The sequence below is a fragment of the Bradyrhizobium sp. genome, from assembly GCF_027307225.1.
Lineage (GTDB): Bacteria > Pseudomonadota > Alphaproteobacteria > Rhizobiales > Xanthobacteraceae > Bradyrhizobium.
In genome coordinates this window covers 26,999-41,817 of sequence record NZ_DAHUXJ010000093.1, presented here as the reverse complement: position 1 = coordinate 41,817, position 14,819 = coordinate 26,999, and the positions used below count along the sequence as shown (strand labels likewise).

Genomic DNA, 14,819 nt, shown 5'->3' with positions numbered 1-14,819 from the left:
TCAGCGGGAGCGGTTTATTTGATCTTGTCGTAGGTCGCGGTGAAATCGGCGAGCGACATCGGGATAGCAATCGTTTCCTTTGCGAGGTCCTGGAAAAGGACTTTCAGCTGCTTGCCCGCTCTCATCGCATTGAGCATGTCAGGAGAGATCGGCACACTCGCATAGCAGCCTCTATTCTCGCAGGTCTGGACCGGAAGATCGACGCCCTTGCCCTCGTCGACCTGAAGTTTTGCACCAGCTTGCAGATTGAGGCCGAGTGGCAGCTGCACCAGCGCGACCGGCGCCCGGGTATCTCCGGGCACTCGGATATTGACCAGCGCGACCAGCTGCCCGGTCTTGGTGAGGACCGCGCTCTGCTCCATCGCGCATTCGAGCGGCGCATCACGGCTCGGGCTGGAGCAGCGCGCGACCCAGCCGGGCTGCGCCGGCGCGGGTGTGGCGGAGGGTGAAGGCATCGGCAACGGGATTTGGGGTTGGCCCTTGGCCTTGGCCGTTTCCCTGGGGCCTTGGGCAAAACAAGCCCCCGTTGCGGCCGGCACGGCGAGGGCGACAATGATTGCAAGTCTTGCTGATTTCACCGACCGGTCTCCGGAAAAGATTTTGCACGCCGATCGGCGGACTAGTGCCGCCTATTTGACGTTCCTGCACCACAAGCGGCAAATTCGATCCAGGAACGTCAAATAGTAAAGCGGCACTAGAATCATAGATTTGCTAGTGCCCAGAACTTTCCGAAGTTCGTGAAAGGTGCGTGCTGAGGAGTAACACGAACTGCGGAAAGTGGGCACTAGGGCTCTGATTGCGGCGAAATTGAAACGAACGTCAAATCCGCTCCACGAGGGTTTCGGGGCTTGCGCCGGGCAACTGCGCGGTGATCTGGATCGTCGGGAAGTCGACCTGCGGCAGCGGCGCGACGGGCAGCAGGGGATAGGCGACGAGGCCGACAAACAGAATGCCAGCCATCATCAGCGAGGTGCCGATCGGGTATTTGATGAAGGGGGCGGAGATCCCCTCGTGAATACCCTCGCTCATTCCGGCTTCGCCTTCGGTTGTTCCGAATCCGAACTCGCGATGGCTGTGCTGACAAGCGTGCCCGGCGCAACCTTGAACTGGCCGGCGGTGATGACCCGCTCGCCGGGCGACACGCCTTCTTCGATCACGGAATTGCCGTCGATCGACTGGCTGACCTTCACTTTGCGGAGTTCGGCCTTGTTGTTCTGGTCGACGGTGAAAACGTAAAGACCCTGGGTGCCGTGCTGGATGGCTTGATCAGGCACCACCGTCGCTCCCTTCAGCGTCCGGATGAGAAGCCGGGTGGAGACCGATTGCCCCGGCCACAAAGCGTGGTCCTTGTTGTCGAAAACGGCCTTGAGGCGGATGGTGCCGCTGGTGGAATCGACCTGATTGTTGACCACCGCGAGCTTGCCTTCCGCAAGCGGCCTGTTGCCGTCGGTCGTCAACGCAATGGTTTTGAGCGGCGTTGCGCCTTGTGCATCCTTGATGTCCGGCAACTGGTTTTCGGGTGCGGTGAAGATCACTGCGATCGGCTCGATCTGCGCAATCGTGACGATGCCGGTCTGCTGCGAGGCATTGACGATATTGCCGATGTCGACCAGTCGAAGACCGACGACGCCGGAGATCGGCGCGCTGATCTGGGTGTAGTCGAGCTGGGTTTGTGCGTTTGAGATGGCGGCGGCATCGGCTGCGATCTGCGCCGTCAGCTGCGATACCGCGGAGTGCTGCGTATCGAGCTGTTGGCGGGTCGCGAACTCGCCAAGCTTGATGTAGCGCTGCAGGTCCAGATTGGCATTGGCGAGGTTGGCCTCGTCCTGCTCCTTCTTGGCCTTGGCCTGGTCGAGCGCGGCTTGATAGGGACGGGGATCGATCTCGGTGAGCAAGTCACCTTGCTTCACGAGCTGGCCTTCGGTGAAGGCGATCTTGTCGATCTGCCCGTCGACACGGGGGCGGACCAGCACGCTATTAAACGCCTGCACCGTCCCAAGGCCTGTCAGGTAAACTGGAAAATCCGCTTTTTCGGCGGTGGCGACGCTGACCCGCACCGCGCTCCTGGACCCTTTCTGCGTTCCGTTAGCCGTTTCCTGATGTTCGCCATGGAAGCGCTGCCAGCCGTAATATCCGAGCCCAGCGACGACCAGGGCCAGCAAAATCCAACGCGTTGCCCGCGATTTGTTCATGTCGGCCTTCAGACTTAAAAAAATAAAAGTAGCGAGTCTTGCCTGGAGAGCATAGACGCGCCAGATATAATACGCGTGCACTTAATGTGTAAACACACTATAGCTTGAGAACTCTAAGCATTTGTCAATCTGGGGTCGCCAGGGCCAATGTCGCTCGACCTGAAGAAGCAGATCGTCTCGCAACTGGTCGAAACTTCCCGACTTTTGCGAAACTACATCGACCACCGCGCCAAGAGCCGCGGCACCACGCGAGCGCAGTGGATCGTGCTGTTTCGCTTGCGCGAACAGGAGGGCATGTCGCAGGTGGATCTGGCGGATGTGCTGGAATTGCAGCCGATTTCGCTGGTGCGGTTACTGGATCGGCTGGTCGAGCACGGTCTCGTCGAGCGCCGCAGCGATCCCAGGGATCGGCGGGCCAACCGTCTGTTTCTGACACCGGCCGGGCGCCAACTCGCCGACGATCTCGATAGCCTGCGCGATGCCATTGCAACGGATGTGTTGCACGGGGTGCCGACGGCAACCCTCGAAACGAGTCTCAAGGCATTGCGCGACGTCAAGGACCGGATCAAAACCTTGGCCGGTCCCGCCGGCCACGTCGCCGCCGAGTGATCTCTGAAGTCCTCGACCATTGCTCGTTTTCGCATTTCGCGGCACACACGCGCCACAGTCAGGCGCTTCAAGGTCCGCGATCGGGACAATATCCCGAAACCATCGGGACAATTCCCGAGCCCAAATGGAATTTGTCTAACTCACGCGCTAACTACTCGACGCCGTGACGGAAATGCACTTGAAGCAGTCAGTACAGACTGAAATCCGGGAAGCCGCGGTATGTGTAGAAGCGTTCTCAAGGTTGGCGTTGTACTGATATTCGTGTCGATGGGGACGGTTGCGTTCGCCCAACAGACGACGGCTGGATCGGATCCGAAAATCTCAGCCGGTACTTCGGCGCCAGCCACGCAGCCCAACACGCCGGTCGTCGCTCCGGCGGCTTCCGCCGATCAAGCCGCGGCCGCCGATGCCGTCAGGACGCCAAGGGCCATGCCGGTCACGCTGCATGAGCTTTCGCCGTGGTCGATGTTTCTTGCGGCCGACATCATCGTCAAGGCGGTGATGATCGGGCTCGCTTTCGCCTCGCTCGTGACCTGGACGATCTTCATCGCAAAAATGATCGAGCTGTCGTTCGTTCGGCGCAACTTGCATGGTGCGCTCACCAAGATCGCGGATTCACGGTCGCTGGCGGAGGCGCAATTTGCGCTGGGCTCCAAAGGCACCATCTTGTCCGCGTTGCTCTCGGCCGCCATGCGTGAAGCGCGCTTGTCGGCGGGCATTTCCAGCGACGCGGGCGTGAAGGAGCGGGCGGCATCGAGTTTTGCCGACATCGTGCGCGCGGAAGCGCGCCGGATCCGGCTCGGCATGGGCTTGCTCGCCACCATCGGCGCGACCTCGCCGTTTGTCGGACTGTTCGGCACCGTCTGGGGCATCATGAACAGCTTCATCGGCATTTCGAAGTCGCAGACGACCAACCTCGCGGTCGTCGCACCCGGCATTGCCGAAGCGCTGCTTGCGACCGCATTTGGTCTGGTCGCCGCCATTCCGGCGGTCATCATCTACAATCATTTCGCGCGCGTGACGAAAGGTTACCTTGAGCAGGTCAACCGTTCCTCGGGCGCGGCCGGAAGGCTGCTGTCGCGCGATCTCGACCGCACCCATGTCAGCCCGCCGGGCCGCATCAACTCGCGGGCAGCGGAGTAGGGCATGGGCGTCTCGCTCGCCGATACCGACCTCGATGATGATGCCGATTTCGGCGAGACGCATGACATCAACGTCACGCCATTCATCGACGTCATCCTCGTTCTTTTGATCATCTTCATGGTGGCGGCGCCGTTGTCGACGGTCGACCTCCCGATCGATCTGCCGACCTCGACTGCAACGCCGCAAAAGAAGCCCGACAAGCCGACCTATGTCAGCATCAAGCCGGACCTGTCGCTCGCCATCGGTGAAAAGACGGTCAAACGCGCCGAGCTGATCTCGACGCTTGATGCTGCCGCGGAGACCAACCCCGAGCGTCTGGTGTTCGTGCGGGCCGACCGCGCCGTGGCTTATGGCGACTTGATGGACGTGCTGGAACTGTTGCGGCGGGGAAATTACCGGATGAAACTGGTGACGCTGGAAGGCGTTTCCGATCCGGCGTCTCCATCGCCGGCGCCTGGAGTTGCAAGACCATAACGCCATGAGCGACGTGATGCAGGAGCAACGGCCGTCCTGGCGGCTCTGGACGATTGCGGCGGTGGCCGCGATCTCCCTGCATGTCGCCGGCGCAGCGCTCGCGTTGGCGCATTTGCACCCGAGCGAAGATTCCGACGGGCTGGGCGCGAACGTCACCGATATCGCCGTCGAGTTGGCGTCACCGACGGCGGAAGACGTCGACCTGCCCCCGGGCCCAGATGCCGACGCTTCTGCGGCATCGCCCGCGCTCGCCGAGCAGAAGGCCGAGGTGAAGCCGACCGATCTGCCGAAAGAGACGCCCAAGGAGAGCGAAGATCCCGATCGCGTCGTGACGCAGAACGAGCAGAAAAAGCCCACGGAAGACCAGCCGAAGACGGAAGCCGTGCAAACCGCGGCGTCGCAGGAATCGGTGGCGCAGGAGGCAACCGCGCGGCAACGGCTCGACAATGCCCGAGAGGCCGACGCCACGGCGGCGCCGAACATCGGGATCGGCAAGGACAAGCAAATGCTCACAGCCAAGTGGGCAAAGCAGATCAGCGCCTATTTCGAGTTGCACAAGCGCTACCCGAAGACCGACAAAATCCACGCTGCGAAGGTCAAGGTGAGCCTTGTGCTCAACCGCCTGGGCCAGGTTGTATCGCTCGCGGTCGCCCAATCCTCGGGCGATGCGCTTTTCGACGAAGCCGCGCTCGACATGATCCGCCGTTCCGATCCGGTGCCACGCCCGCCGGCGGCGCTCACGGACGACACCTTCAGCTACAACCTGGATGTCGATTTCAAAGGCAAGAAATGAAAATGCCGGCGACTAGTGTCCCGGTTCTGACATTCGTACGCTATCGCAGCGGGCACTTTTACGAATGTCAGAACCTAAGGGACACTAGCAACAAGATAATGCTAGTGTAGCTTTGACCCTGACGTTCCTTCCGAGAATTTGCTGTGACCCTGAAAGGAACGTCAGGGTCGCTACACTAGTCCCGCCGGCATTTTGTTTCGACTGACGCCTCTCCGTTATTTCTTCTTCACCAGCGGGCAGACGCTCTTGTCGAGCGGCAGGAAGGCTTCGTCCGCCGGGATGGTGGCGACAAGCTTGTAATAATCCCAGGCGTATTTCGATTCCGAAGGCTTCTTCACCTCGAACAGATAAGCGGGGTGAATCTTGCGGCCGTCGGCCCGGATGTAGCCCTTGCCGAACAGGGGATCGTCGGTCGGCAGTTCCTTCATCTTGTTGACGACCTTGACGCCGTCATGCGGATTGCCGCCGAGCGCCTCAAGCGCCTTGAAGTAATGGATCAACGACGAATAAACGCCGGCCTGTACCATGGTCGGTGGATTCTTCTTGAAGCGTTGCATGAAGCGCTTGCTGAAGGCCCGCGTCCCGTCGTTCATGTCCCAGTAGAAGGTCTCGGTGAAATTCAGGCCGTTCGCGACATTCAGGCCGAGCGCATTGATGTCGGTGATGAACAGCAGCATGCCCGCAAGTTTCTGGCCACCGGCGACGATGCCGAATTCAGCCGCCTGCTTGATGGCGTTGGTGGTGTCGCCGCCGGCATTGGCAAGGCCGACGACCTTTGCCTTCGAGCTTTGCGCTTGCAGCAGGAAGGAAGAGAAGTCGGCGGTGTTGAGCGGGTGCTTGGCGCTACCCAGCACCTTGCCGCCATTCGCGACGATGACGGCGCTGGTGTCGCGCTCGAGCGCGTGTCCGAACGCATAGTCCGCGGTCAGGAAGAACCACGTGTCGCCGCCCGATTTCACCAGCGCCTTGCCGGTGCCGTTCGCGAGCATGTAGGTGTCGTAGACCCAGTGTACCGTGTTGGGCGAACATTGCGAACCGGTGAGATCGGAAGAGGCCGAGCCCGAATTCAGGTTGACGACGTTTTTCTCTCTGGCGAGGTTGGCGACCGCCAGCCCAACGCCAGAGCTCGCGAGATCGACGAACACGTCGACCTTTTCGACGTCGATCCATTGCTTGGCGATGTTGGTGCCGACGTCCGGCTTGTTCTGGTGATCCCCGGAAATCAGGTCGATCTTCCAGCCTTTGGCCAGAAGCCCGGAGTCCTCGATCGCCATCTGTGCGGCAACCGTCGAACCCGGTCCGCCGATATCCTGGTACAGGCCCGATTGATCGCCCAGCGCTCCGACCTTCACGACCTTGTCGAGTTTTTCCTGCGCGAATGCACTGCCCATTGACCCCAGGCCAACGGCAAGCACGAGCGTTGCAATTGATCGCTTCATTCTCCGGCTCCCCCCGTTTGGTTTTCTCCGGGAGCCATTATGTCGGCCCTCTGGCGCGTCGGCTAGTGCGGCGAGGCGCCGAACCGGCCCGGCCGTCAGCGGAAGAAATACTGGATAGCCGTATAGACGATGACCAGACCGATGAAGATCAGGGCGACCGGCAGTCTTGGCTTGGCCTGCTGCCCGCTGGCAGCCCGCGGCCGCTGCGGGGGCGGGCGTTTAAAGGCGGTGACATTGTCGCTCGCCTGGCTGGCCTTGGCCGAACGCGGTTTGACTTCGGGAGCCTGGCCCGCGCCGCCCATCTCCTCATAGTAGCTTTGATAGATGAGCTGGATCGCGGCCTCGGAGGCTTCGGCCTCGGTCTTCTCCTTCAAGAGCGCCTTGTATTGATCGAGGAAGGCCTGCGCCGCCGGCGGCAGGGAGGAAGTTCCATTCAGCTTCGCCATCATGGTCCAGGTTGCGAAATCCGCTCTCGCTCTGGTATCGGCGCGTCGCGCGATCATCATGTCGGCTGCTTTGATCAAACTAGAGCTCCGATTCCGAAGTTCGCACGATATCGGGGCAGCCTCTGATGCGAACTTCGGAATCAAAGGAGCTCTAGCAACTTATTGTTCTTCAGTGCGGCCTTGAATTTGAAGTTCCTATGACGAACTCGCCGCGAAGCTGATAGGAACTTCAAATTCGCCGCACTGACCTCTGCTCTTGGCGGCGGGGCTTATTGGGTTATCGATTTCCGGTGACGAAGAGTATCGCCCGGATCACATAACCGGTCGCTGTTCGCAATATCGCTGAAATAACATCAAGATTTAGACCGAACTGCGAACCGGCCAGCGGAAGCAAGATCAGGATGCCGATCAGGATCAGCATCCCGAACGGTTCCAGTCGGGCCAGCGGCAACGCCAGAGCGCGCGGCAACAGCCCGACGGCGACCCGGCCACCGTCGAGGGGCGGGATCGGCATCATATTGAAAATCGCGAGGACGACGTTGATCACAATCGCATTCTTCAAGTTGTCCGCCACCCACTGCGCGGAGTTCTCCGGCAGCAGCCGCGCGCCGTGGAAGGCTGCGGCCGCGATCAACGCGAGCGCGATATTGGTCGCGGGACCCGCCAGCGCGACGAGAATCATGCCGATCCGCGGATTGCGCAGCGCCCGAAAGTTCACCGGCACCGGCTTGGCATAGCCGAACAGAAATGGCGCATGCGACATCAGGAGGATCGCCGGCATGATCAGCGTGCCGAAGGGATCGATGTGCCGGACCGGGTTGAAGCTGACGCGGCCGAGATTAAAGGCGGTGTCGTCTCCCAGGCGATGGGCAACGAAGCCGTGCGCGGCCTCGTGAAAGGTGATCGCAAAAACGAGCGGCAGGATCCAGACGGAGAGGGCGTAGGGGGTAAAGTTCACGGGCTCGATTCCGGAAGGCGGGCGTGGTTCCCTTACGCTTACCACGCCGCAAGCGTGTTGGTGCCCGGGCGGGCAGCCTTAATCATACCCGGAACGGGCTTATCGTAACCGAAATACTAAATTGGACCTTCGGGATATTGCGGGAGGCCGTCGTCCAGGCGGACCCAGGCGATCTTTTCCGACACCCAGATGTGCTCGGTCGGCGCAAAGGCGTTGCGGTCGTCGAAGGTTGCGAGCGCAACGCCGGCCGCAGTGCCGTTGCGGCGCCAGGAAAACAGCCGTGTGCCGCACTGTTTGCAGAAGACCCGATCGAGATGGTCGGAGGAGGGGTAGCGGCCGGTATCGCCTTTGACCGTGATGGCGCGCTGCTCGTAAAGCGCGCGCGCGAAAAAAGGCGAGCCCATCGCCTTCTGGCAATTGCGGCAGTGGCAGACGCGCACGTTGAGGGGGTCGCCCTCGCATGTGAAACGAACCGCGCCGCAGAGACATCCGCCTTCGCGTGTCATAGACATTCCTAGTAAGTCGCCCGTCCGCCGGAAATGTCGAACACCGCGCCGGTCGAGAACGAACAGTCTTCGGAGGCCAGCCAGGCCGCGAGGGCTGCGAGTTCCTCGACGAGAACAAAGCGGTTTTTCGGAATCTTCGACAGCATGAAGTCGATGTGCTGCTGCGTCATCTGGTCGAAGATGGCGGTCTTCGCCGCGGCCGGCGTCACCGCATTGACCATGATGTTGTATTTGGCGAGTTCCTTGCCGAGCGATTTGGTGAGCGCGATCAGGCCGGCCTTCGAGGCCGAGTAGTGCGCGGCGTTCGGATTGCCTTCCTTGCCGGCGATGGAGGCGATGTTGACGATCCGGCCGTAGTTCTGCTTGACCATGGACGGCGCGATCGCCTTGCAGCAGATGAAAGGACCGTCGAGATTGATGCGCAGCACCTTGCGCCACTCCTCGAAGTCGGTCTCCCAGACGGTCTTGTTGACGCCGGCGATGCCGGCATTGTTGACGAAGATATCGATCTTGCCGAGCGCCTTCAGCGTTTCGTCGCGTGCTTTCTCGACCGCGGCGAGGTCGGTCACGTCGACCTTGAATGCGCTGACGCCAGTGCCGATTTCCCTGGCCGTCTTTTCGGCCAGCGCTTGATCATTGTCCCAGATCGCGACCTTGGCGCCGGAGACGATATAACGTTCGGCAATCGCGCGGCCAAAACCTTGCGCTCCGCCGGTGACGATGGCGCAACGCCCGTTGAGGTCGATCTTGTTCATTGAGGAAGTCCTTTCGTCAGAATTCAATTCTGTCGGTGACCTGAAGTTCGCTGCTCTCCCGGGAGGCGGGGAGAGGTGATGATTACAGCGTCCAGCCGCCATCGATGACATGCGCGACGCCGGTGGTGAAAGCGCTCTCATCGCTCGCGAGATAAACCGCCAGCAAGGCAATCTCCTGGGCCGTGCCGAGCCGCCCCATCGGCTGCCGTGCGATAAACTGCTCTCGCCCGCCGGGGCCGGCGGCGGCCGCACGGCCGAGCATCGAGGGCGTCTCGATGGTGCCGGGGCAGATGCAATTGCAGCGAATGCCCCTCGTGATGAAATCGGCTGCGACCGCCCGTGTCAGCGCGGCGACGGCCGCCTTGGTCGCCCCGTAGACGTAGCGGTTGGGCGCGGCCTTGAAGACTCCGGCAGCGGAGGAGATGTTGACGATCGCGCCGCCGCCACGCTCCAGCATCGGCGGCAGGAAACTTCGGATCGTGCGGTGCATCGATTTGACGTTGAGGTCGAAGGAAAAGTCCCAGTCCTCGTCGGAGCAGTCGAGCACCGTGCCGTGATGCACGAAGCCAGCCGCATTCAGCAGGATGTCGACCGCGCCGACCCGCCTGGCCATGGCGGCGACCGCGGCGCTGTCGCGTGCATCGAGACGTGCCGTTTCCTTGACCCCCTCGGCGGCGAGGCTCGCCAATCCCTTCTCGTCGATGTCGGTGGCAAAGACGCTGGCGCCCTCGCGCGCGAATGCGATCGCCGAGGCACGGCCGATGCCGGCTGCCGCCGCGGTGACGAATGCGCGTTTGCCCTTGAGGCGGTCGGTCATGGTTTCATCCTTTTTATTTTTGTCATTCCGGGGCGCGCGTAGCGCGAACCCGGAATCTCGAGATTCCGGGTCTAGTCCTTCGGACTATCCCGGAATGACGGATGTCTCAGTGATTATCCCTGGCGACGCCGAAAGTGCCGGCGACGTTGTGGTAGCGCGTGGCAAGCTCCATGCAGGCGCCGGTCGAATGCTGGCCGACGGTCGAACGATATAGCTCCTGCCATGGCGTCTGGTTTGGCGGATGGGGGAAGCCACCTTTGGCCTTCAACTCCGCACGGCGCTTCTTCAACTCGTCGTCGGAAATCAGGATATTGGCGCTGCCTTTGTTGAGATCGATGCGAACCTTGTCGCCGGTCCTCAGGATCGCGAGGCCGCCGCCGGCGGCGGCTTCCGGCGAAGCGTTGAGGATCGACGGCGAACCCGACGTACCGGACTGCCGGCCGTCGCCGATGCAGGGCAGGGCCAGGATGCCGCGTTTGATCAGGGCTGCCGGCGGCTGCATGTTTACCACCTCGGCGCCGCCGGGATAGCCGATCGGGCCGGCACCGCGCACGAACAGGATGCAATGCTCGTCGATGTTGAGTGAGGCATCGTCAATTCGCTCGTGATAATCCTCCGGACCCTCGAACACGATGGCGCGGCCCTCGAAGGCGTTCAGGTCCTTCGGGTTGATCAGATAACGGTCGCGGAATTCCTTTGAGATGACGCTGGTCTTCATGATCGCGGAATCGAAGAGATTGCCGCGCAGCACGATGAAACCTGCATCTTTCACCAGAGGCTTGTCATAACTGAAGACGACGTCGCCATCCGGCTTGGGCGCTTCGCGGCAATTGTCGCCCATGGCATGGCCGTTGACGGTGATGGCGTCTTCGTGAATCCGCTTGGCCTTCATCAACTCGCGCACCACCGCGGGCACGCCGCCAGCGCGATGGAATTCCTCGCCGAGATAGAAGCCGGCCGGCTGCATGTTGACGAGCAGCGGCACGTCGTGGCCGAATTTCTGCCAGTCGTCGATCGAAAGCTCGACTCCGATGTGACGGGCTAGCGCATTGATATGGATCGGCGCGTTGGTCGAGCCGCCGATCGCCGAGTTGACGACGATGCAGTTCTCAAACGCCTGTCGGGTCAGGATGTCGGAGGGTTTCAGGTCCTCCCAGACCATGTTGACGATGCGCTTTCCGGTCTCATAGGCGATCTGGCCGCGTTCGCGATAGGGCGCGGGAATGGCCGCGCAGCCGGGCAGGGACATGCCGAGCGCCTCGGCCAGCGCGTTCATCGTCGAGGCGGTGCCCATGGTGTTGCAGTGGCCGACCGATGGCGCCGAGGAGGCCACAATGGTCATGAACTGTTCGTAGTCGATCTCGCCCGCAGCAAGTTGCTCGCGGGCCTTCCAGACCACGGTTCCGGATCCGGTACGCTGGCCGTTGTGCCAGCCGTTCAGCATCGGTCCGCCCGACAGCACGATTGCGGGCAGGTTGACGGTCGCGGCGGCCATCAGGCAGGCTGGCGTGGTTTTGTCGCAGCCCGTCGTCAACACCACCCCGTCCAGCGGGTAGCCGAACAGGACTTCGACCAGACCGAGATAGGCGAGGTTGCGGTCCAATGCCGCGGTCGGCCGTTTGCCCGTCTCCTGGATCGGGTGCATCGGGAATTCCATCGCGATACCGCCGGCGGTCCTGATACCCTCACGGACCCGATGCGCCAGTTCGATGTGGTGCCGGTTACAGGGCGACAGGTCGTTGCCGGTCTGCGCAATACCGATGATCGGCTTGCCGGACTGCAGTTCTTCCCGCGTCAGGCCGTAATTGAGATAACGCTCAAGGTAGAGCGCGGTCATCCCGGGGTTATGGGGGTTGTTGAACCACTCGGTGGAACGGAGTTTGCGCCTTCTGACGCCGGTTAGCGGCTTGTTCATGGTTTCTCCCGCAGCGCACGCGCCTTATTTTTGTGCGTAATCATCATTTTGGGCGCGCAATGTTCGCACGCCAAGTTGCGCTCCGCAACGGCGAGCAGCCGCGACAATTTTCTACGACTTTGATCCAAGGACATCGTTGCAAAAGTCTGATATGACGCCACTAAATCAGAGGCCGTCGGCATGTACCGGCGGCTGGATCGGGTGTTTGGGAGAAAAAGTGTATGTCATCTGTGCATATCCGCGATGTGCGGAAATCGTTTGGTGGCTTTGAGATCTTGCACGGCGTGACAATTCCGATCGAGGACGGCGCCTTCGTCGTTCTGGTCGGCCCTTCCGGTTGCGGTAAATCGACCTTGCTACGGATGCTCGCAGGACTGGAAAACATCACCTCGGGCACGATTTCGATCGGCGACCGCGTCGTCAACAATATCCAGCCCAAAGAGCGCGACATCGCGATGGTGTTCCAGAACTATGCGCTCTATCCGCATATGACGGTCGCCGACAATATGGGGTTTTCGCTCAAGCTCCGCGGCGCCAACGCCAGCGATGTCAAGAAGGGTGTCGCCCGCGCCGCCGAGATTCTGGACCTGACGCCGTTGCTCGACCGCTATCCGCGGCAGCTTTCCGGTGGCCAGCGCCAGCGCGTCGCCATGGGCCGCGCCATCGTGCGAGATCCGCAGGTGTTTCTGTTCGACGAGCCGCTGTCCAACCTCGATGCCAAGCTGCGCGTGGCGATGCGCACCGAAATCAAGGAACTTCACCAGCGGCTCAAGACCACGACCGTCTATGTGACCCACGACCAGATCGAGGCCATGACCATGGCCGACAAGATCGTGGTGATGCACGATGGCATCGTCGAGCAGATCGGCTCGCCGCTCGAGCTCTACGACCGGCCTGAAAATCAGTTCGTCGCGAGCTTCATCGGTTCGCCGGCGATGAATTTCCTGAAAGGCAAGGTCAAGGTGAACGGCAGCGCCAGCTTCGAAGCGCCGAACGGCGTCAAATTGCCGCTGGCGACGGCGCCCGCCAATTCCGACGGCAGGCCTGCGCTCTACGGCGTGCGGCCGGAGCATTTCACCATCGCCGACGACGGCGCCGAAGCGGAGATCGTGGTGGTCGAGCCGACGGGGTCTGAAACGCAGCTGTTCGCCAAGCTCGGCGGCGAGCAGGTCGTCGCTGTCTTCCGCGAACGTCATCAGTTCAAGCCGGGCGACAAGGTGCGGCTGAAGCCGAATCCATCGGTGGTTCATCTGTTCGACGAGGCCACCGGCAAGCGACTTTAAAAGTCGGCGCATCTCAATCGCCGATGGAAAGCCAATCAAAAAGGGAGAAATGGGACAATGAGTAATTTTACACTGGACCGGCGGTCGGCGTTGAAGGCCGGCGGCACTCTGCTTGCGGCCGCCGCCACCATGTCGGCCGACCAATTGCTCGGCTATGCCAAGGCTTGGGCGCAGGCCTCGCCGTGGAAACCGGAAGCCGGCGCCAAGATCAACCTGTTGCGCTGGAAGCACTTCGTCGATTCCGAAGATGCCGCGTTCATGAAAATCGTCGACGCCTTCCAGAAGGCAACCGGCGTCGTGATGAACGTCACCAACGAATCCTATGAAGACGTCCAGCCCAAGGCGTCGGTTGCGGCCAACATTGGGCAGGGCCTCGACATCGTCTGGGGCCTCTATTCGTTGCCGTTCCTGTTCCCGACCAAGGTCACCGATATGACCGACGTCGCAGATTACCTTGGCAAGAAGGCGGGCGGGTGGTCCAAGGCGGGCCAAGCCTACGGCAAATTGGACGGCAAGTGGATCGGTGTCCCCGTCGCCGTCACCGGCGCTTTGGTGAATTACCGCGTCGCTGCGATGGAAAAGGCCGGCCACAAGGAGTTCCCGAAGGATCTTGCCGGCTTTGCTGACCTCGTCAAGGGTCTGAACAAGAACGGCACTCCGGCCGGCATGGCGCTCGGACACGCCTCGGGCGACGCCAACTCCTGGCTTCATTGGGCCCTGTGGGCGCATGGCGGAAATATGATCGACGCAAACAATAAGGTCGTCGTCAATTCGCCCGAGACCGCCAAGGCGCTCGAATATGTCAAAGGCCTTTACGACAACTTCATCCCGGGCACCGCGTCCTGGAATGACAGTTCCAACAACAAGGCCTTCCTGGCGGGTCAGCTTCACCTGACTGTCAACGGCATCTCGATTTACATCAAGGCGAAGACTGAAAATCCGCAGATCGCGGCGGACATGAACCACGCCCACTTGCCGCTGGGGGTGGACGGAAAGGCGCGTGAACTCAATCTGGGTTTCCCGATTTTGGTCTTCAACTTCACCAAGTTCCCGCAGGCCTGCAAGGCCTTCACCGCCTTTATGCTGGATCCGGCCCAGTTCAACCCGTGGGTCGAAGCATCCCAAGGTTACCTCTCCCCGTTCCTGCTCGATTTCACCAAAAATCCGATCTGGACCGCAGATCCCAAGAACACGCCGTTCCGCGACGTCGGCGAAACCTCGCTGACCCCTGCGGGGGTCGCTCAGATGAGCGAGAATGCCGCCGCCCTGATCACCGACTTCGTTCTGGTCGACATGTTCGCGAACTACTGCACCGGTCGAGAAGATGTGAAGACCGCGATGGCCTCGGCGGAGCGTTCCACCAAGCGCATCTTCCGCTAGGTCTTATCTTGGGTTGGTCGGCGCGGTTTGGGGCGCCGACCGCGGACACTGCCAATCCGGTCCCAAAGTTCGGCCACCAGATGCGGCCGGAGATGGGTGGATAGAAATT

15 protein-coding genes and 1 pseudogene are annotated in these 14,819 nt (G+C 61.3%); 6 read left to right on the top strand and 10 right to left on the bottom strand.

All coding sequences use genetic code 11. The features are described from left to right. Positions 1-14: 14 nt before the first annotated feature. The 3 genes and pseudogenes from M6D32_RS16080 to M6D32_RS16070 form a co-directional block, all read right to left on the bottom strand. Entirely contained in the window at positions 15-578 is a 564-nt protein-coding gene (locus M6D32_RS16080; protein WP_298257903.1) for an invasion associated locus B family protein, read from the bottom strand. Between the two features lie 256 nt (positions 579-834). Next, positions 835-1,029, bottom strand: a pseudogene (locus M6D32_RS16075) (efflux RND transporter permease subunit); the annotation flags it as partial. Next, a complete protein-coding gene (locus M6D32_RS16070) occupies positions 1,026-2,192 on the bottom strand; it encodes an efflux RND transporter periplasmic adaptor subunit (protein WP_298257901.1) in 1,167 nt (388 codons plus the stop codon). The pseudogene M6D32_RS16075 and the gene M6D32_RS16070, both read right to left, overlap by 4 nt. Positions 2,193-2,339: 147 nt before the next feature. On the opposite strand from M6D32_RS16070, the gene M6D32_RS16065 reads away from it, so the two are divergent. From M6D32_RS16065 to M6D32_RS16050, 4 genes are all read left to right on the top strand, one after another. Further along, positions 2,340-2,801 carry a MarR family transcriptional regulator gene (locus tag M6D32_RS16065; protein WP_298257899.1) on the top strand — a complete coding sequence of 154 codons (462 nt, stop codon included), beginning with the start codon at positions 2,340-2,342 and terminating at the stop codon, positions 2,799-2,801. 219 nt (positions 2,802-3,020) lie between these two features. Further along, complete coding sequence (gene exbB / locus M6D32_RS16060) at positions 3,021-3,944, top strand: tonB-system energizer ExbB (protein WP_298257897.1); 924 nt, start codon at positions 3,021-3,023, stop codon at positions 3,942-3,944. Between the two features lie 3 nt (positions 3,945-3,947). After that, on the top strand, positions 3,948-4,418 hold the full coding sequence (exbD, locus tag M6D32_RS16055; protein ID WP_298257896.1) for a TonB system transport protein ExbD: 471 nt from the start codon (positions 3,948-3,950) through the stop codon (positions 4,416-4,418). Positions 4,419-4,422: 4 nt separating this feature from the next. Then, entirely contained in the window at positions 4,423-5,211 is a 789-nt protein-coding gene (locus M6D32_RS16050; RefSeq protein ID WP_298257894.1) for a TonB family protein, read from the top strand. Between the two features lie 215 nt (positions 5,212-5,426). Here M6D32_RS16050 and M6D32_RS16045 read toward each other — a convergent pair whose 3' ends face one another. The 7 genes from M6D32_RS16045 to M6D32_RS16015 form a co-directional block, all read right to left on the bottom strand. Then, complete coding sequence (locus M6D32_RS16045) at positions 5,427-6,650, bottom strand: ABC transporter substrate-binding protein (protein WP_298257892.1); 1,224 nt, start codon at positions 6,648-6,650, stop codon at positions 5,427-5,429. 95 nt (positions 6,651-6,745) lie between these two features. Then, entirely contained in the window at positions 6,746-7,174 is a 429-nt protein-coding gene (locus M6D32_RS16040; protein WP_298257890.1) for a hypothetical protein, read from the bottom strand. A 199-nt stretch (positions 7,175-7,373) separates the two neighbouring features. After that, positions 7,374-8,054 carry a site-2 protease family protein gene (locus M6D32_RS16035; protein WP_298257889.1) on the bottom strand — a complete coding sequence of 227 codons (681 nt, stop codon included), beginning with the start codon at positions 8,052-8,054 and terminating at the stop codon, positions 7,374-7,376. A gap of 116 nt (positions 8,055-8,170) precedes the next feature. Continuing rightward, positions 8,171-8,560 carry a GFA family protein gene (locus tag M6D32_RS16030; RefSeq protein ID WP_298257888.1) on the bottom strand — a complete coding sequence of 130 codons (390 nt, stop codon included), beginning with the start codon at positions 8,558-8,560 and terminating at the stop codon, positions 8,171-8,173. A gap of 8 nt (positions 8,561-8,568) precedes the next feature. Further along, positions 8,569-9,315, bottom strand: coding sequence for an SDR family NAD(P)-dependent oxidoreductase (locus M6D32_RS16025; protein ID WP_298257887.1), 747 nt, complete (start codon positions 9,313-9,315; stop codon positions 8,569-8,571). Between the two features lie 82 nt (positions 9,316-9,397). Further along, a complete protein-coding gene (locus M6D32_RS16020; protein ID WP_298257886.1) occupies positions 9,398-10,132 on the bottom strand; it encodes an SDR family oxidoreductase in 735 nt (244 codons plus the stop codon). A gap of 106 nt (positions 10,133-10,238) precedes the next feature. Continuing rightward, positions 10,239-12,047, bottom strand: coding sequence for an IlvD/Edd family dehydratase (locus M6D32_RS16015; protein ID WP_298257884.1), 1,809 nt, complete (start codon positions 12,045-12,047; stop codon positions 10,239-10,241). Between the two features lie 221 nt (positions 12,048-12,268). Here M6D32_RS16015 and ugpC point away from each other — a divergent pair, with 221 nt between their 5' ends. Then, positions 12,269-13,330, top strand: a complete 1,062-nt coding sequence (ugpC, locus tag M6D32_RS16010; protein WP_298257882.1) for a sn-glycerol-3-phosphate ABC transporter ATP-binding protein UgpC — start codon at positions 12,269-12,271, stop codon at positions 13,328-13,330. 57 nt (positions 13,331-13,387) lie between these two features. Further along, a complete protein-coding gene (locus M6D32_RS16005; RefSeq protein WP_298257880.1) occupies positions 13,388-14,710 on the top strand; it encodes an ABC transporter substrate-binding protein in 1,323 nt (440 codons plus the stop codon). The last annotated feature ends 109 nt before the right edge of the window (positions 14,711-14,819 follow it).